Annotated in this window: 18 protein-coding genes and 1 other annotated feature; of the genes, 14 read left to right on the top strand and 4 right to left on the bottom strand. The window is 42.8% G+C overall.

From position 1 onward, the window contains the following. Positions 1 to 335 precede the first annotated feature (335 nt). The 3 genes from FZC78_RS06085 (at position 336) to FZC78_RS06075 (ending at position 2432) form a co-directional block, all read left to right on the top strand. Positions 336 to 773, top strand: coding sequence for a BrxA/BrxB family bacilliredoxin (locus FZC78_RS06085; RefSeq protein ID WP_148938725.1), 438 nt, complete (start codon positions 336 to 338; stop codon positions 771 to 773). Between the two features lie 130 nt (positions 774 to 903). Further along, the gene (locus FZC78_RS06080) at positions 904 to 1896 is read left to right on the top strand and encodes an aromatic acid exporter family protein (protein ID WP_148938724.1); all 993 of its coding nucleotides are present in this window, start codon (positions 904 to 906) and stop codon (positions 1894 to 1896) included. 32 nt (positions 1897 to 1928) lie between these two features. After that, complete coding sequence (locus FZC78_RS06075) at positions 1929 to 2432, top strand: L,D-transpeptidase (protein WP_148938832.1); 504 nt, start codon at positions 1929 to 1931, stop codon at positions 2430 to 2432. Between the two features lie 614 nt (positions 2433 to 3046). On the opposite strand, the gene prli42 is transcribed toward FZC78_RS06075, so the two are convergent. After that, entirely contained in the window at positions 3047 to 3142 is a 96-nt protein-coding gene (gene prli42 / locus FZC78_RS06070; RefSeq protein ID WP_148938723.1) for a stressosome-associated protein Prli42, read from the bottom strand. A 177-nt stretch (positions 3143 to 3319) separates the two neighbouring features. Between prli42 and mce the strand changes: the two genes are divergently transcribed. From mce to FZC78_RS06055, 3 genes are all read left to right on the top strand, one after another. Next, a complete protein-coding gene (mce, locus tag FZC78_RS06065) occupies positions 3320 to 3733 on the top strand; it encodes a methylmalonyl-CoA epimerase (RefSeq protein ID WP_148938722.1) in 414 nt (137 codons plus the stop codon). Positions 3734 to 3739: 6 nt separating this feature from the next. Continuing rightward, positions 3740 to 5287: an acyl-CoA carboxylase subunit beta gene (locus FZC78_RS06060; protein ID WP_148938721.1), complete on the top strand. Its 1548-nt coding sequence runs from the start codon at positions 3740 to 3742 to the stop codon at positions 5285 to 5287. Positions 5288 to 5366: 79 nt separating this feature from the next. After that, positions 5367 to 6488, top strand: a complete 1122-nt coding sequence (locus FZC78_RS06055; RefSeq protein WP_148938720.1) for a tripeptidase T — start codon at positions 5367 to 5369, stop codon at positions 6486 to 6488. A gap of 97 nt (positions 6489 to 6585) precedes the next feature. Here FZC78_RS06055 and FZC78_RS06050 read toward each other — a convergent pair whose 3' ends face one another. Next, entirely contained in the window at positions 6586 to 6804 is a 219-nt protein-coding gene (locus FZC78_RS06050) for a hypothetical protein (protein ID WP_252183521.1), read from the bottom strand. A 242-nt stretch (positions 6805 to 7046) separates the two neighbouring features. Between FZC78_RS06050 and FZC78_RS06045 the strand changes: the two genes are divergently transcribed. The 3 genes from FZC78_RS06045 to gndA all read left to right on the top strand — a co-directional run bounded on the left by FZC78_RS06045 (position 7047) and on the right by gndA (position 11028). After that, the gene (locus tag FZC78_RS06045) at positions 7047 to 7511 is read left to right on the top strand and encodes a chemotaxis protein CheW (protein WP_148938719.1); all 465 of its coding nucleotides are present in this window, start codon (positions 7047 to 7049) and stop codon (positions 7509 to 7511) included. Between the two features lie 700 nt (positions 7512 to 8211). Then, positions 8212 to 9465 (top strand): DNA polymerase IV, encoded by a 1254-nt coding sequence (locus FZC78_RS06040; protein WP_148938718.1) that lies wholly within the window; start codon positions 8212 to 8214, stop codon positions 9463 to 9465. A gap of 150 nt (positions 9466 to 9615) precedes the next feature. Then, entirely contained in the window at positions 9616 to 11028 is a 1413-nt protein-coding gene (gene gndA, locus FZC78_RS06035; protein ID WP_148938717.1) for an NADP-dependent phosphogluconate dehydrogenase, read from the top strand. Between the two features lie 773 nt (positions 11029 to 11801). On the opposite strand, the gene FZC78_RS06025 is transcribed toward gndA, so the two are convergent. After that, positions 11802 to 12365, bottom strand: coding sequence for a winged helix-turn-helix domain-containing protein (locus tag FZC78_RS06025; RefSeq protein WP_148938715.1), 564 nt, complete (start codon positions 12363 to 12365; stop codon positions 11802 to 11804). Positions 12366 to 12487: 122 nt separating this feature from the next. Here FZC78_RS06025 and FZC78_RS06020 point away from each other — a divergent pair, with 122 nt between their 5' ends. The 5 genes from FZC78_RS06020 to FZC78_RS06000 all read left to right on the top strand — a co-directional run bounded on the left by FZC78_RS06020 (position 12488) and on the right by FZC78_RS06000 (position 16688). After that, entirely contained in the window at positions 12488 to 13741 is a 1254-nt protein-coding gene (locus tag FZC78_RS06020) for an MFS transporter (RefSeq protein ID WP_252183520.1), read from the top strand. Between the two features lie 497 nt (positions 13742 to 14238). Beyond that, positions 14239 to 14490 (top strand) — a binding site (T-box leader). 139 nt (positions 14491 to 14629) lie between these two features. Beyond that, positions 14630 to 15193, top strand: coding sequence for a GNAT family N-acetyltransferase (locus FZC78_RS06015; protein WP_148938713.1), 564 nt, complete (start codon positions 14630 to 14632; stop codon positions 15191 to 15193). Positions 15194 to 15297: 104 nt separating this feature from the next. Next, positions 15298 to 15510, top strand: coding sequence for a hypothetical protein (locus FZC78_RS06010; protein WP_148938712.1), 213 nt, complete (start codon positions 15298 to 15300; stop codon positions 15508 to 15510). A 61-nt stretch (positions 15511 to 15571) separates the two neighbouring features. Continuing rightward, positions 15572 to 16114: a hypothetical protein gene (locus FZC78_RS06005; protein WP_148938711.1), complete on the top strand. Its 543-nt coding sequence runs from the start codon at positions 15572 to 15574 to the stop codon at positions 16112 to 16114. Between the two features lie 109 nt (positions 16115 to 16223). Continuing rightward, positions 16224 to 16688 (top strand): UPF0158 family protein, encoded by a 465-nt coding sequence (locus FZC78_RS06000; RefSeq protein WP_148938710.1) that lies wholly within the window; start codon positions 16224 to 16226, stop codon positions 16686 to 16688. A 69-nt stretch (positions 16689 to 16757) separates the two neighbouring features. Here FZC78_RS06000 and FZC78_RS05995 read toward each other — a convergent pair whose 3' ends face one another. Continuing rightward, entirely contained in the window at positions 16758 to 17378 is a 621-nt protein-coding gene (locus FZC78_RS05995) for a cyclase family protein (RefSeq protein WP_148938709.1), read from the bottom strand.

Raw genomic sequence — 17378 nt, 5'->3', positions numbered from 1 at the left:
TACTATTATACTTTAACGTTAATCATAATAGGGTGGCAGATAAGTATATTTTGAAGGTGAATTGAGAGAGTGGAGGCGGGCAAAAAAAAGAGGATAGCTCCTGTATGAGCTATCCATCATCTAGGGAGTTTAGGGGTATGGATCTAGATGTATCTTTATAGTACCCGGCATGCAGGGTACTAAACCTATCTTTGAATATTTTTTTTGAAGAAAGATTGAAGGAAATAAAAAAGATTATTTGATTGATTAGGGACGGGTAAAATTGATATGATATAGATACTGTATGACTAGCATTTACAGAAGATGCTACTTTAGGATAAAGGAGAGTGCAACACATGGAAATGGATTTCGATTTATTCATGAATGACGTTGTCCGACAGGCGCGTCAAGAGATGGAAATTTCAGGATATAAACAACTGACTTCTGCAGAGGAAGTGGAAGGGACGCTTACCCAAAAAGGTACAACTCTGGTTATGATCAATTCTGTATGCGGCTGTGCCGGCGGTATTGCCCGTCCGGCAGCGGCACATGCTGTACATTATGATAAACGCCCTGATAACCTTGTAACTGTTTTTGCGGGACAGGATAAAGAAGCGACTGCGAAAGCACGCAGCTACTTCACAGGGTACCCGCCGTCTTCCCCTTCTTTCGCGCTGCTTAAGGATGGAGAGATTTTGACGATGGTCGAGCGCCATGAAATTGAAGGCCATGATCCTATGTCGGTTGTCAATAAGCTGCAAGGCTACTTCGACGAGTATTGCGAAGAAGTTTAAGCTGAAAAAAGAGTGATTCTGTCACTCTTTTTTCTTTTTCAATCTTTCTTTTCAACGGGAATACAATTTAATTAAAGGTTAATTAGGCAACACTACATAAGAAAAGAAACTAGTTCAGGAGCTGCAGTTTATGTTTCGTATAGGATATCGTACAGCCAAGACTGCTGTTGGCACAGCGGTCGCCATCATGGTTGCCCAGTGGTTTGGGCTCGAGAATTTTGCTTCTGCAGGAATTCTCACCATATTGTGTATACAGGATACCAAGAAAAAATCCCTGAAAGCCGCCTGGAGCAGGTTCCTGGCGTGTATCTTGGCAATGGCTTTTGCCTCTGTTTTGTTTGAACTGATCATGTATCATCCGGTTGTCATTGGACTACTTCTCTTATTCTTCATTCCGACTACCGTCATGCTGAAAATCACTCAAGGCATTGTCACAAGCAGTGTCATCATCCTTCATGTGTACTCAGCTCAAAACGTCACAACGGATTTGATTTTGAATGAACTTGGCATTATTGCCATCGGAATCGGGATCGCGCTTCTGGCCAACTTGTATATGCCAAGTGTGGAAAGCAAGCTGATCGCTTACCAGGAACAGGTCGAAGAAAATTTTCACCGCATTTTCACAGAAATTGTCCGGTATCTAAGAACCAATGAAGACAGAGGCTGGGCGGGCAAGGAAATCACGGAGGTGGAAGACCTTATAAATGAAGCCAAAACGCTGGCTTTCAAAGATGTTGAAAACCATTTTCTTCGCCATGAGAATCTCTATTATCTATACTTTAAGATGAGAGAGAAGCAATTTAATATCCTGCAGCGGCTCCTTCCTCTTGTGACTTCTATTTCCTTCAAGGTGGAACAGTCTAAAATGGTGGCTGATTTTATGGAAGAATTAAGTGAACATATCCATCCTGGAAATACCGCTTTATTATATCTAAAGAAGCTGTATGATATGAGAGTGAAATTTGAAGAAATGGAGCTTCCCCAAACAAGGGAAGAGTTTGAAGCAAGAGCAGCTCTCTTTCAGTTCCTGAAAGAAATGGAAGATTATCTTCTGATCAAAAGTTCCTTTAAAGGGATCAGGCCTAACAAAGAGAATGAGATGAACACAGAAGAAGCAAACTAATTCTTACTAATCCTTGAGAGGGTGTGAAGGAATTGCGTTTGCTTCTTTCTATTTTACTGATTGTTTCCCCTATCTGGCCTCTTGGCAAAAATCCGCTGCCTGGAGATCCATTTTTGATTGTCAATAAACAAACCAATGAGATTGCCTATATACAGGGTGAGCAGATCCGTGAACGGTATAATGCCGCAACAGGAAAGACAGATGAGCTTACACCCCAGGGGCTTTTCACCATTATTGTAAAAGCTGAAAACCCTTACTATCGAAAATTGGATATACCTGGAGGAGATGCTGATAACCCGCTCGGAACAAGGTGGATGGGCTTTGATGCAGAGGGGACGGATGGCAGGATATACGGAATTCACGGAACCAACCGTCCTGACAGTATCGGCAAATATATTTCAAATGGCTGTATCAGGATGCATAATGCCGAGGTAGAGGCACTCTTTGACAAAGTTCCATCAGGTACAAAGGTGCTGATAGTCAAGAGCGGAAGATCTTTTGAAGAGTTGGCCAGAGAATATGGTGCGATGAGGTAGTGAGGAATGTTAGTTTGAGGAGGTATAAACACTGCAGAGGCAGGCTCCGGGATTAGATGTGTCTAGTTCCTGCACCTGGCTCCTCGGGGCTAAAAGGAAAGTCCCTATTTTTCTCGAAAACCTCTACCAGTCGATCATGGTTCTATTTTCTCAACCGATTGATGCAAAGATGCTGACTTGAGAGTCAGGAACAGTGAGAGCTGCTCTTAATGCTTAATACTATTCTAATAAATAGAGGGGAAAATTCCCCTTAATAAAGTTTTTAGCGCCGAAAATAGCTAAAATAGAGGGAGATATTCCCCTTATTGACTTAAAAACGAAAAAAATAGGTGATTCTGCTACATATAAGGGGAAAAACTTCCCTTATTTCCTGCCAAAGGGAACTCAAATTTGTGAATAGGGGGAAAAATTCCGTTATTTTTAACACTAGTTATTCAATTAGGGATATGATTTTTTGCTTTAATCAAGAAGATTCTTGCTTTTGAAAGCCGTTGGTGAGAAAGTCATACGAATTCATGTGGACAAGCCAATAATTCTTCAAACCTTAATTATTCCATTTTTTATAAGAAGAAGAGGTGCATCCCAATAAGGGAAACACCTCTTTTTTAGTATTTTTATAAGAACATGGATAGTCCCATCATGATAGTTGAAGTGATCATAGCGAATAACATTACATAGACAACTGTTTTTTGAAGTTTTTTGTTGCTCATTTTTTTCAACTCCCGCAGTGAAAATCTTTTTCTCCCTTATTTTATCCTCACTAGCTCAGATTGACAACCCCTGTTTAAGCTGAAACCGCTTTCGGAAATTTGGTTTCTTTGAAGGAATTTGAATTACTTTATCGAATTTATTACATGTTAAGCTTCTTAATGAAGGGGGAGATATTCATGAAAAAAGTCGATCATATTGGGATAGCTGTCCAATCTATAGAGAAAGTATTGCCTTTTTATACAGAAACACTGGGGCTTTCTCTGCTCGAAATTGAAGAAGTTCAATCTGAAAAAGTGAAGGTAGCTTTTATAGATGGAGGAAATATAAAACTGGAACTGCTGGAACCTCTGGATGAATCAAGTGCGATTGCCTCTTTCCTTTCGAAAAAAGGGGAAGGCATCCACCATGTGGCATTCGGAGTAGCCGGCATCCAGGAGAGAATTCAGGAACTGCAGGAAAAAGGGGTCAGAATGATCCACGAACAGCCTAAGCCTGGTGCAGGAGGTGCGGAGGTCGCATTCTTGCATCCAAAGTCGGCTCACGGCGTTTTATACGAACTTTGCGACAAGACCAACATCAAGGGGGAGTAAGAAAGAATGGATATCTACGAAAAAATCAATGAATTATATGACCGCCGCAGAGAGGTTCAACTTGGCGGAGGAGATGAACGAATAGATAAGCAGCATGAGAAAGGGAAGCTGACGGCCAGGGAGCGCATCGACATTCTTGTGGATAAAGGCTCATTTGTCGAACTGAATCCGTTCATTGAACACAGAAGCACAGACTTTGGCCTCGATGGGATGAAGGGTCCGGGAGATGGAGTGGTAACCGGGTACGGAAAAGTGAACGGAAGGCCGATCTACTTATTCTCCCAGGATTTTACCGTTTTCGGCGGTGCACTTGGTGAGATGCATGCGAAGAAGATTGCACACGTCATGGACCTGGCTGTGAAAAATGGAGCGCCGTTCATCGGGCTGAATGATTCCGGCGGCGCGAGGATCCAGGAAGGAGTCGTATCTTTGGATGGGTATGGCCACATCTTCTATAGAAACTCCATCTACTCAGGGGTGATTCCGCAGATTTCGGTCATCATGGGACCATGCGCAGGCGGTGCGGTCTACTCCCCGGCCATCACTGATTTTGTCTTCATGGTGGATAAAACCAGCCAGATGTTTATCACGGGGCCGAAGGTAATTGAAACCGTAACGGGTGAAAAAATCAGCTCCGAAGATCTCGGAGGGGCGAAGGTACATAATACAATCAGCGGAAATGCTCATTTCAGGGGTGAATCTGAAGGGGAAGTTCTGCAATCAGTCAGGGAGCTTCTGTCCTATCTTCCACAGAACAATGAAGAAAAGCCTCCTATGTTAGCAACCGATGAGGAAGACGACTATCGTCCGGATCTGACAGACCTTATTCCATTTGATGCGATTCGTCCTTATGATGTCAGGAAGGTTATCGGACAGGTAGTGGATGAAGGGTCTTTCATGGAAGTGCAAAAGGAATTTGCCAAGAACATTGTCGTAGGCCTTGCCCGGATCAAAGGAGAAGTAGTCGGACTTGTGTGTAACCAGCCGAAAGTAATGGCCGGGGGACTAGACATTGATTCTTCCGATAAGGCCTCCCGTTTTATCCGTTTTTGTGACAGCTTTAATATTCCGCTGATCACATTTGAGGACGTTACCGGATTCTTTCCTGGAATCAAGCAGGAACACGGCGGGATCATCCGCCACGGAGCCAAGATCTTATACGCCTATTCCGAAGCGACGGTTCCGAAGATGACAGTCATCCTGCGTAAAGCATACGGCGGAGCCTATGTAGCTTTAAACAGTAAGTCAATCGGTGCGGATTTGGTTTTCTCCTGGCCGAATGCGGAAATAGCAGTAATGGGGCCTCAGGGGGCAGCCAACATCATATTTGCAAGAGAGATTCAAAACAGCGAAAACCCTGAAGCCGTCAGGGAGCAGAAGATCGAGGAATACCGGGAGAAGTTTGCGAATCCTTATGTCGCTGCAGCGAGGGGAATGGTGGATGATGTCATTGATCCCCGCGAAACGCGAATCAAGCTGATTCAGGGCCTTGAAATGATGCGAAATAAGAAAGAAGAACGCCCGAAGAAGAAGCACGGAAATATCCCGTTATAACGCCGGGGTTTCTAACATTTGTAGACCTTCACTATAAAAGATATACTTATCTAGTGACTACATAATTGGAGGTAAAAGTATGATTAATCATGAACGTTTACTGAATGAATTTTTAGAGCTGGTACAAATCGATTCTGAAACAAAATATGAAGCGGAAATTGCCAAAGTCCTCACGAAGAAATTCGAGGACCTCGGGGTGGAAGTTTTTGAAGATGACACTATGGATCAGACAGGGCACGGTGCAGGAAACCTGGTCTGCACGCTTCAAGGAAACAAAGAGGGAGCGGATACCATCTACTTCACCTCCCATATGGATACTGTGGTTCCCGCTGTGGGCGTGAAGCCTTCTGTTAAAGATGGATATGTGTACTCTGATGGTACGACCATTCTTGGTGCAGACGATAAAGCGGGCCTTGCTGCGATGCTGGAAATGGTGCGGGTGTTGAAAGAGCAGAACATTTCACACGGTACAATCCAATTCATTATCACAGTTGGTGAAGAATCCGGACTGGTTGGTGCGAAGGCGCTTGATTCTTCATTAGTTAAAGCAAAATACGGCTTTGCATTGGATAGTGACGGAAAAGTCGGCAACATCATTGTTGCTGCACCAACACAGGCTAAAGTGAAGGCCACCATCAACGGAAAGACTGCCCACGCAGGGGTTGCTCCTGAAAAAGGTGCATCTGCCATCACCATGGCATCCAAAGCAATCTCCAGAATGCCTCTTGGCAGAATCGACGAAGAAACGACAGCCAACATCGGCCGTTTCGAGGGCGGCGGAGCGACAAACATTGTTTGCGACCGTGTGGATATTCTGGCAGAAGCCCGCTCACTTGTTCCGGAAAAAATGGAAGCTCAAGTAGCCAAAATGAAAGAAGCATTCGAATCTGCCGCAAGTGAATTGGGCGGAAGCGCTGAAGTAGAAGTGACGGTTATGTACCCTGGCTTCAAATTCGGGGAAGGCGATCACGTAGTGGAAGTTGCACGCAAAGCAGCACAACGAATCGGCCGTCCGAGTGAATTGCTGACAAGCGGCGGAGGAAGCGATGCTAATGTCATTGCCGGTTTCGGCGTACCAACAGTCAACCTTGCTGTGGGGTATGAAGAGATTCACACGAAAAATGAAAGAATGTCTGTTGAAGAACTTTCCAAACTGACTGAAATGGTGGTTGCCATCGTTCAAGAGGTTTCAGGCGAATAATAGTAAGTGAAGCAGCCCCTGTCTATTGACGCAGAGGCTGCTTTTTTGTTGTATAGGAAATTATTAAATCACACTCTGTAGAGAACGTATAGCTATATTATTTACGTCTAGCTCCAGCGCCTAGCCCCTCGGGGTCAAATAACCCAAAGAGAATAAAAGGAAAGCCCGCCTTTTTTTCTCTTTGGAACATTTGCCTGTCGGGGCTGATCAAGGCGCTTGCGCTTTTGTTCCGTCCAGCTTCAGCACCTAGCCCCTCTGGGTCAAATAACCCAAAGAGAATAAAAGGAAAGACCGCCTTTTTTTCTCTTTGGAACATTTGCCTGTCGGGGCTGATCGAGGCGCTTTCGCTTTTGTTCTTTAGTGGAGTGGTTTTTAAGCCAGCCGGTATCTCAGGTGAAAAATCTCTTAGCTAAACACTATATATTATTGTTTTTTTTGCCGATAAAAAAGAGAAGAGTATTTCTAATCTCCTAATTAATCCTTACAGTAATTAATTTTTATGGTAAATTAGTTCTATACATAATTCTTGGAAACCTTACCCAATAAAGGAGCGTCATTATGGATATAAACAAAAAAGCAATAATCTTTCATGCGGGAAAAGAAGAGTACGCCATTCCGGTCGGTCATGTAATATCAATTGAAAAACTTGAGAATATTACACCGATCCCTCAGCTTCCCCAATATGTATTAGGCATCACGAAGGTAAGGGGAGAGCTTGTGCCGGTCATCGACTTTGCCAATATCCTTTATGGAAGAACAGAATCCACTTCAGATAAAAAACTGATAGTATTGAAGTCGGAAATTCTTTCACTGGGGATTATCGTGAATGAAGCAAAGGAAATATTGGATATTCCGGAAGGAGCCATCACACAAATGGGATTAATGGCTTACTCCCGGACGAAGTACTTCTCTGGTGTCATCAATCTTGAAGACAGGCTGATCACGATGATTGACCCTGATATTCTTGTAGAGAGCCTTGATGGAATCAGGGAAATACAAGAATATATGAAGACTCATCAATAAAAGCCTCGGTGAGGTGCTGCTGGTCTCTCCTAGAGTTGATAAATGAAGATAAAAGGGATTTTGATGTACTTTGATTAGACTGCGAGGTACATCATCTGGCATTTTCTCAATTTAATGTACATCGCTTCAGGTGCGAGGTACATCATCTTGTCATTTTCACATTTTGGTGTACTTCGCTTCAGGTGCGGGGTACATCATCTTGTTATTTTCTCATTGTGATGTACTTCGCTTCAGGTGCGGGGTGCATCATCTTGCCATTTTCTCATTTTGATGTACTTCGCTTCAGGTGCGAGGTACATCATCTTGTCATTTTCACATTTTGGTGTACTTCGCTTCAGGTGCGGGGGGCATCATCTTGTTATTTACTCATTTTGATGTACTTCGCTTCAGGTGCGAGGTACATCATCTTGCCATTTTCACATTTTGATGTACTTCGCTTTAGGTGCTAGGTACATCATTTTGCCATTTTCTCATTTTGATGTATTTCGCTTCAGGTGCGGGTGCATCATTTTTATTTTTTCTGTGTTCATATGCGGCGTTCAGCTTGCGAGGTCCATCCCAAACGTCTTCCAGGATTCCCGGTGCTGTCTATTGGAATCCCGAACGTGTGCTCTGAGGAATTATATAGTACACTAATAGAGAGGGGAAAAGGGCTTGAGTGCTCATCCTAGAGAGTATCTGAAAAAAAGGGCTGGTTTGCATGCATCCTCACTATCCTAAAAATGGAAGAGTCATTCTTCATGTCGATATGAACAGTTTCTACGCTTCTGTTGAGGCTGCCTATAATCCTGAACTAAAGGGAAAACCTCTGGCGATTGCTGGGAACCCGGATGAAAGGAGAGGGATTATCGTCACCTGCAGTTATGAGGCACGCAAGTTCGGGGTCAAGACCACGATGACCTTATGGGAAGCGAAAAAGCTTTGTCCCCAGATGATCATCATGCGTCCGAATTTTGACCGATATCGTGCTGCGTCGCAGGGGATGTTTGAGATATTAAGGCAGTATTCCGAGCTCGTGGAACCTGTTTCGATCGATGAAGGATATGTTGATATAACAGACAGCCAGACATTGGGAAGCCCGTTATTTATCGCTGAATCCATCCAGAACCAGATTCTGTCCCAGCTGGACCTGCCTTCAAGTATCGGCATTGCACCCAATAAGTTCCTTGCCAAGACTGCTTCTGATATGAAAAAGCCAATGGGCATCACGGTGCTCCGCAAGAGGGATTTACCAGGAAAGATTTGGCCGCTTGATGTAAAAGAGATGCATGGCATTGGAGAGAAAACGGCTCAAAAATTATATACATTGAAGATCAACACAATCGGGGAACTATCTAAAGCAGACGAAATTCAACTGAAAGCACAGCTGGGCATCAATGGACTCCGCTTGAAAGCGAGAGCCAACGGGCAGGATGACAGGCCCGTGGATCCTGATTCTGTTTACGATTTTAAAAGTGTCGGCAACTCGACGACTCTGCCAAGGGATACTGCCAACCAAAAGGAATTGTTGAATACGCTGAATCAGCTGTCCGCAAAAGTGGCATCGAGGATGAAATCGAAAGAGACACTCGCCTCAACGGTTATGATTACGATGAGATTCAAAAATCGAAAGACCATAACAAGAAGCAAGAAGATGAAGAACCCTGTCGGCTCTCAGGAGGAAATTTTTACAGCAGCGAGATCGCTGTTTCTTCAGCACTGGAATGGGAATTCACTCCGTTTACTGGGAGTAACGGGCCAGGATCTTGTGGAGCGGAATGATGCCGCCCTTCAGCTTGATCTCTTCTCGTTTGAAGAACATGCCAAGAAGGAGCCCTTGTACCTTGCATTAGAGAAGCTTCAGACCAAGTACGGAAAAGATATGATTAAAAAAGGAATCTCGGCGAAACAGGAGAAGCGGGATCCCCATGATGATACGAGTTTTAATAAGGATTTTTTGCGGAGAGATAAATAACCGGCAGCGAATAGTATTTTCCAGATTATTTTAACAGGCCTAATGCAACAATAAGGATGAGGTGTATTGTTTGCACTGGGCCCGCTGTCTTTGTTAAATTTATAAAGATTGTTTACTTAACTAAATACACAAATGAAAGGACGTATGAACATGTCGAAACAACAAATCGGTGTGATCGGCCTTGCGGTAATGGGTAAAAACCTGGCATGGAATATTGAAAGCAGAGGATATTCAGTGTCTGTTTATAATCGTTCTCGTGAAAAAACGGATGAAATGCTTCAAGAGTCCAAAGACAAGAATGTCGTTGGTACATACAGCATAGAGGAATTTGTACAGTCTCTTGAGACACCAAGAAAGATCTTGCTTATGGTGAAAGCTGGAGGTCCTACAGATGCCACAATCGAACAGCTGAAGCCATTTCTTGATAAAGGGGATATCCTGATTGACGGTGGTAACACATTCTTCGAGGATACCCGCAGACGGAATCACGAGCTAAGTGAATCTGGAATCCACTTTATCGGTACCGGCGTTTCCGGTGGTGAAGAGGGTGCACTTACAGGTCCATCCATCATGCCGGGCGGCCAGAAAGAAGCGTATGAACTGGTTGCGCCAATCTTCAAGGATATTGCTGCAAAAGTAGATGGCGAAGCTTGTACCACATATATCGGGCCGGACGGTGCGGGACACTATGTGAAAATGGTCCATAACGGAATTGAATATGGTGACATGCAGCTGATCGGGGAATCTTATTTCCTATTGAAACACGTAGCTGGATTCAGTGCTGAAGAACTGCATGAAACGTTTGCAGAGTGGAATAAAGGCGAATTGGACAGTTACCTGATTGAAATCACGGCTGACATCTTCACCAAGTACGATGAAGAAACAGGAAAGCCTATGGTGGATGTGATCTTGGATAAAGCAGGACAAAAGGGAACAGGCAAATGGACAAGCCAAAGTGCGCTTGACCTGGGTGTTTCTCTTCCAATCATCACAGAATCCGTTTTCGCGCGCTTTATCTCCAGCATCAAAGATGAGAGAGTGAAGGCAAGCAAGATCCTTTCCGGACCGGAAACGAAACCATTCGAAGGTGACAAAAAAGAATTGGTTGAATCCATCCGTAAAGCTCTTTATATGAGTAAAATCTGTTCTTATGCACAAGGATTTGCCCAAATGCGTGCTGCTTCTGATGAATACGGCTGGGATCTCAGCTATGGCGAAATCGCGATGATTTTCCGCGGCGGCTGTATCATCCGTGCCCAATTCCTTCAAAAGATCAAAGATGCCTATGATAAAGAGCCTCATCTTTCCAACCTGCTTCTTGATGATTACTTCAAGGAAATCGTTGAAAGCTACCAATATGCTCTTCGTGACGTCATCTCAACAGCAGTGCAAAACGGTATCCCGGTACCAGGGTTCTCTGCAGCTCTTTCTTACTATGACAGCTACCGCACAGAAACTCTTCCTGCCAACCTTATCCAGGCGCAGAGAGACTACTTCGGAGCCCATACGTATGAGCGCACAGACAAAGAAGGAATCTTCCATACAGAGTGGATGTCCAAATAATCAAGAAAAGCTCTCCAGGTCTTACTGAGGGAACTGAAAAATTGTCGATACCATAAACAAGAGAAAGCCGGCCCTTCTTCCTATAAGAGGAAGGAGAGCTGGCTTATTTCTTGTTTTAAATCTTTTTATATTTTACCGTAAATATAACCATGGCACCATGTATATCCATGCCGATATCTGAACATAAGAATAGGAAAAATACTTATCCTCAAGCTCCCTGAAAAGAAAGGAAAAAGTGATTTATTAATTTATTTCTTCGTATTATCGTCATAAGGGAGGATTATATCATATAGATCCATATAACTTACTGAACTTCTATGATAGTTGTTTCCCTTGAAAACAACATACTTAAATCGATGGTTCTATTAAAAAGTAATCCCTTGGCAGTGAATAGTATTTTTTTCTCCAGGTTGATTAGAGTGGAGGGTGCGCGACCTCCTGCGGGACTAGCGGGACAGGTGAGACCCCCAATCCAGTTCCAGCGCCCAGTCCCTCGGGGTCAAATAACCCGAAGAGAATAAAAGGAAGACCGCCTTTTTTCTCTTCGGAACATTTGCCTGTCGGGCCTGATCGGGGCGCTTCCACTTTATATACAGGCGAAGCCGAGGAGGCTCACCGCCCGCCCCGCGGAGTCGTGCAACTGGAACGGAAATCAACACTTTTTCATTAAAACTTTAAAAATGAAAGGCAGAACCGCTCTTTGGAGTTAACGGTTCTGCTTTTACTACTTTGTGAACTCTTTTCAGTGCCCTCGTCTTACTGGAGAGCTTTCTTTAATAATTCTCCTCATCTTTATAAGAAAAGAGAATCATTTTATAAGGTTTTACGCCTTCTTTTTTTTCGTTCTTCCCCTCTCGTTTATCCACCAGCTTCCTCACTTCATCATTCAGGTGCTGCCATTCTTCAGGGGTAAGTTCCAAACCGTATTCCGTATACATCGCATTGCTCTCCTGCCTTGCCGGATCACCTTCTAAATCATTCTTTAATACATTGAATCCCTTATTTAAACTGAACATCATCTTGGAGATCAGAAACTCCCTGTGTTCCATGGCAAATTCGCCTTCGAAACTGTAGGCAATGTCATCTTCATAAAGATGCTTGGAGGAATAGTACTTCTCGAGTATATTTCCTACCTTTCTTTCCTCTACCACCATGATCAAACCAAGATTCTGCAGCTTTTGGATTGGATAATAGAGGCGTGATTGCTTTTCATCCAGTTCTGATGCAATCTCTTTTACTGTTTTGCTGCTGAATTTTACGCTAGTAATAATCCTTTCCAGCTTCGGGTCAAAAATGGCTTTAGCCACTTCCAGATTATCAATCTTCAAGCCAATCACCTCTCACTTTGTTTTGCTCTATCTATTTTATCAGATTATTACGCTGAAAAATATTAAAGGCGTTAAAATTAATTTTAACATACACGTTTACAAAATATATTTAATTAATGGAGGGAATGTCTTTGTTCCAATTACTCAAAAACCGTTCTTATCGTCGATTATGGTCTGCTCAGGTGATCTCTGAATTAGGAGATGGAATTTCTCATTTGTTAATATTATTTCTGGCTTCCGAGTTGACCAGCAATCCCATGGTGTTTGGTTACATTCTTATTGCCCGTCACCTTCCTGGAATGTTGTTCGGTACACTCGTTGGCCCATTGGTTGATCGGTTCTCAAGAAAGAGAATGATGATCGGTGCCGATTTATACCGGTTTGTGATTGTTCTATTAATGATCGCCGGCCAGTCATCCATCACGCTGCTGCTCTTCCTGATATTTATGCAGGGAATCGGGGCTGTCTTCTTTGAACCAGCGAAGTCCGCTGTCATACCGACCATTATGAGAAAGGATGAGATACCGGCAGCTGTGAGCCTTTCTCAATCCACCTACATGATGATGATGATCATCGCTCCTTCCATTGGAGGATTTCTTTTGCTGATTGACCATATTTCACTGATTTTCATATTGGATGCAGCTACTTTTCTCATATCGGCCTTGTTTCTGCTGAGGTTGAAGCTGGATAATAGAGAAGAAGAGAAAAGTCATCAAGAGGCGGGGATCTCTTATCTGATATCCCTGAAGCAGGGACTTCAGTCAGTAACCAGTAACCGGTTTATCACAGGAATATTCATCCTTCTTACCTCCGCTGTTTTCGTGCTGAGTATTGTAAGCGCCAATGTGTACGCGATTATCCTCAATGTGTTTGAAGTCAGCCAGGTGCATTTCGGTATGATGGAATCTCTTGAAGGGGCTTTTGGCATTCTTGGTGCCCTTGCTGTTCCACTCCTTATGAAAAAGGTCAGCAATAAGGCGCTTATCATGTATTCTTTTGGTTTTTCAGGACTATTAGCGGCAGTAGTGATTCCTGTGTATGACTTACATACAATGGTCCCGCTTGTTTCCCTCTATATATGGATGAGCTTGATCGGAGCCGCTAATCCATTCATCAATATCCCTTTGAACAGCATGCTGATGCAGGGAGTGCCGGAAGAACTTCTCGGGAGGATCTCCGGAATCCTGACAACCTGCTTTAATGGAAGCCTGCTAGGCGGGCTTCTGCTCGGAGGATGGCTTGCCACTCTTGCTGGGCCATTATGGACAGTTACTGCAGGCGGTCTTTGTCTAATTGCAGTCAGCCTGATCTTTCCCCTGTCTAAATTTTATGGCTATCTTACAGTGGCGGTTTCTACTCCTGAAAATGCTGAAAGGGCGGGGTGACAGGAAGGAAGTTACTTAAGTTTGCAGTAGTAAATAAAGCTGCTGCTGAAAATTGTTAAAGCAAAAGGAAACCTTGCTGGATTTCATTCGTGAAAACTGTTATTAACCTATAGATGGAGTTGGGACAGAGTGATCATTGAAATCCTTGCCAATATCGGTATGGCGATGCAAATGTTTCTGCGCGGCATGCCGGAAGAAGAAATCAATAAAAATATTGAAAAGCTTCAATCCTTAGAATGGTTCTAGCAAGTGTATAAAGAACATAAGAGAGCTATAGAAGAGGACCCTGATATTCGTTACCTTAATGGCTGGGCAAAGGTGGAGAAAGTTCAGCGAAGTGAATATCGCTCTAAGAGGTTGAGGGGAAAAATCTTAGGAATGATAGATAATAGATAATTAATAGATTTTATTTGTGTGTAATAAAAACCAGCAGGGATGTCACAAATGACTTTGACAAGTGCAACGATAAAGGATATAATCTTTAGAAAATTCGATATAATCGAGCGTTGATGAGAACAGTAGTCAGGAAGTAGATATTTACAGAGAGCTCCCTCCCGCTGAAAAGGAGCAATATCCGCCTTGATGAATAAAGCCTCGGAGCTTCTTGCCAATCTAATGAACCGCATTAGGGATAGCGAGACGGGTTCTTCCGTTATGAAGATAGGGTATGACAGTACCTGAAGAGGTTGGTATGGCGACATATCAACAAACTGAGGTGGTACCGCGAAGTGATAACTCTCGTCCTCAAGAATCATTTTCTTGGGGGTGGGAGTTTTTTTATTGTCCAAAAAATGAGTCGATGTTGTGCTCATTGAGAGTAAATCAATTTAGAAATTTTTACGATAATCCGGCTTTACTATAAACTAGTATTTCAGAAAGGTGAGTTCTATGAATCCAATATTATTAGATGTTCCTTTACAAATTGAAATAGAGAGACTGCTTCTTCGGGCACCCCGCCAAACCGGGGATGGTGAAGTTGTTAACCGGGCAATCAGAGAATCTTTTCCTGAGCTAAAAGCCTGGCTTCCATTCGCGCAGGAAATTCCAGCTGTTGAGGAAACAGAGGTTAACTTGAGAAATGCTCATATTAAATTTCTGCAAAGAGATAGCTTTCGTTTTCTTATCTTCCTTAAAGAGACCAATGAATTCATCGGAACCACCAGTCTCCAGGGGATTGACTGGGACATTCCTAAATGTGAAATCGGTTATTGGATTAACACTAAGTTCAGTGGTAATGGATATATGACCGAAGCTGTAAAGGGCATAGCGGACTTAGGATTAAATCATATCGGATTCAGGAGAATTGAAATCAGATGTGAATCAACCAACCTCAAAAGCCGTTCTATTCCTGAGAAACTTGGTTTTGCATTTGAGGGCACGCTGAGAAATGATGACCTATCCGCGGATGGCAGCAAGCTGACTGACACTTGTTTTTATTCGGTGATAAAATAAAATGGAAATAGACTTTTATTAAAGAGGGAGCTGAATCTATATCTCCCTCCTTCAGCTATCTCATTAGAAAGGATCATTTCATTTTTTTAAAGGAGAGGAGAAAATTGCTTGTAGGTCAAATATTATATGTATTGGGTATAGCTTTTGTCTTTTTTAGTATTGTATTAATGGTTATGAATTTAATCTTGGATGGCGGAGGAGGAGTTGTCATTCCGCTTTTTGCTTTGCTGAATGGACTCATCGCAATGGGGGTCGGAGATATTGTTATCGACCTCAATTATAAGAAAAAACTTGAAAAGAATAAGAATAGTATCTGAGAGGACGCATCCAGGCGTGAACCCATAATCCATACTTTCTGAATGAGAAGGACTGTATTCATTGGGAGCGCATCAAACTATTAGTCATCTAAATTATGCAGGTGAGCTTTTGAAAAGCGGGGGATCTAATTTGAGGGTGATTTATCTCGGTATATATTTTATCAGTGTGTTGGCGACAATAATGATGTATATCTTAGGAAATAACCTGACCGAACCTTTATTGACTGAAAGCGGATTGGGAGGAGGAAACGGCAACCCTGGTCTTTTTCCTTTCGTGGTTTTATCTCCTTTTCTCCTTATATTCATTTACGGCAGTTATTGGCTTTTCAACAAGTTGATTGCATCTGTGACAACAAAGTCAGTAAAAAACTTAACTATCATCAGTTGTGCCGTAATTGGCTTAATTTTGGCTGTCTCAATCAAAAAAGCTGCTGAACTCCGCTTGCTGATAGTGGAGCAGAACCCATCGTTTGAAAATGTGTCGCAGGTTGATCTTATAAATACTTATTCTAATTCAATTTTCTTTAATTTTTATACTTTTGTGGCGCTGCTCCTCATCATTTTGGCTGCTGCGGGTATTCGGGCTCTTTTAGTGAGGAGATAATCAAACAATTTACGATGGCCGGAAGGGAAACTATTCAAGAACTTATAAATGCAGCATTTATCCAAAACAGAAAGATTGTTATCATAGAAGAAAAAAAGAGGTGATCTTGATGAAGGCTAAAGCAAAAATTGAGGATATAGTTGAACATATGGAATTCCAGATTGACGAATGGAGGAATTTATTGAATATAAAAACAGGAAAAGTAGTTTCCGTTTCATCAGATGAACTGGCTGCAGCTGAAGACGAAGAGCCATTTGATCACCTGCCCCAGTGGCAGCAGGAACAGCGGATGGAAGCTATGGAAGTGGTCGAGAACTTTGAAGATTACAGGGAACTTCCAACCAAGTTTGATATCAATGAATACGACATCATGGAAGATTTTTGTCTCTCTATTTCCAATGAAGAACAAAAAAATGATCTTTTAAGAACGATTAGAGGGAGCGGCGCTTTCAGAAGGTTCAAGGATACAATCGCCGAGTGGGGTTTGAATGACCAATGGTACTCCTTCAGAACAGAAAAGTTTAAACAAATTGCCATTGAATGGTGCAGGGACAACGAGATCAGCTATGTTTAAGTAGAATCGAGATGATGTAAAAAAGACTCGCCAGAATATCTGACGAGTCTTTTTACTATAAATATTTTGTTATCCGATCAATTCATCCATCAAAATAACACGTGCAGGCGATGCATCCGTGCCTTCAATTTTTAATGGTGCAGCTACCATGAAGTAGGAGCCTTCTTCAATGTCTTTCAACTGAAGGCCTTCCATGATGATGATACGGCTGCCCATCAGGGTTCTGTGAGTCGGATGTCCTTCCTGGGCTCTTTCGATGCCAAGAGAATCGATTCCCGTTCCGGCCACTTTCTTTTCCTTCAAGTATGCGGCTGCGTCTTCTGCTACATAGATGAATTCAAAGTTAAACTCTGTATCCCAGGAGTTCTTTGTTTTAAAAAGAAGGAAATCATTTTCCTGGATATCATAGTTTTCGATATCTTTCTTGGTGATCTTTTCTTCGACAGAGGTCAGGTCCAGTACTTTAACAGGTCGGACAAGCTGCTGGATATCAATTGTTTCGATTGTTTCTCCGTCATTGATCATATGAAGAGGGGCGTCCACATGGGTTCCTGTATGAACATCCATGGAGATCCTTGACTCGGTCACATGTCCGTTTGTATTTGTATTGATTTGCGGCTGTTTTTCCGGCTTGTTCTTATATACCGGCATTCCGTTAAAAATCGGTGCAGTAATGTCATAAATTTTCAT

The organism is Rossellomorea vietnamensis, from assembly GCF_008180415.1.
Classification (GTDB): Bacteria; Bacillota; Bacilli; order Bacillales; family Bacillaceae_B; genus Rossellomorea; species Rossellomorea vietnamensis_C.
This window is presented reverse-complemented; position numbering and strand designations above follow the sequence as displayed.

What these genes read in the sequence shown, in the direction of transcription:
- FZC78_RS06085 (WP_148938725.1), top strand. Translation starts at nt 336, where the DNA reads ATGGAAATGGATTTCGATTTATTCATGAATGACGTTGTCCGACAGGCG.
- FZC78_RS06080 (WP_148938724.1), top strand. Translation starts at nt 904, where the DNA reads ATGTTTCGTATAGGATATCGTACAGCCAAGACTGCTGTTGGCACAGCG.
- prli42 (WP_148938723.1), bottom strand. Translation starts at nt 3,142, where the DNA reads ATGAGCAACAAAAAACTTCAAAAAACAGTTGTCTATGTAATGTTATTC.
- mce (WP_148938722.1), top strand. Translation starts at nt 3,320, where the DNA reads ATGAAAAAAGTCGATCATATTGGGATAGCTGTCCAATCTATAGAGAAA.
- FZC78_RS06060 (WP_148938721.1), top strand. Translation starts at nt 3,740, where the DNA reads ATGGATATCTACGAAAAAATCAATGAATTATATGACCGCCGCAGAGAG.
- FZC78_RS06055 (WP_148938720.1), top strand. Translation starts at nt 5,367, where the DNA reads ATGATTAATCATGAACGTTTACTGAATGAATTTTTAGAGCTGGTACAA.
- FZC78_RS06050 (WP_252183521.1), bottom strand. Translation starts at nt 6,804, where the DNA reads ATGTTCCAAAGAGAAAAAAAGGCGGTCTTTCCTTTTATTCTCTTTGGG.
- FZC78_RS06045 (WP_148938719.1), top strand. Translation starts at nt 7,047, where the DNA reads ATGGATATAAACAAAAAAGCAATAATCTTTCATGCGGGAAAAGAAGAG.
- FZC78_RS06040 (WP_148938718.1), top strand. Translation starts at nt 8,212, where the DNA reads ATGCATCCTCACTATCCTAAAAATGGAAGAGTCATTCTTCATGTCGAT.
- gndA (WP_148938717.1), top strand. Translation starts at nt 9,616, where the DNA reads ATGTCGAAACAACAAATCGGTGTGATCGGCCTTGCGGTAATGGGTAAA.
- FZC78_RS06015 (WP_148938713.1), top strand. Translation starts at nt 14,630, where the DNA reads ATGAATCCAATATTATTAGATGTTCCTTTACAAATTGAAATAGAGAGA.
- FZC78_RS06000 (WP_148938710.1), top strand. Translation starts at nt 16,224, where the DNA reads ATGAAGGCTAAAGCAAAAATTGAGGATATAGTTGAACATATGGAATTC.
- FZC78_RS05995 (WP_148938709.1), bottom strand. Translation starts at nt 17,378, where the DNA reads ATGAAAATTTATGACATTACTGCACCGATTTTTAACGGAATGCCGGTA.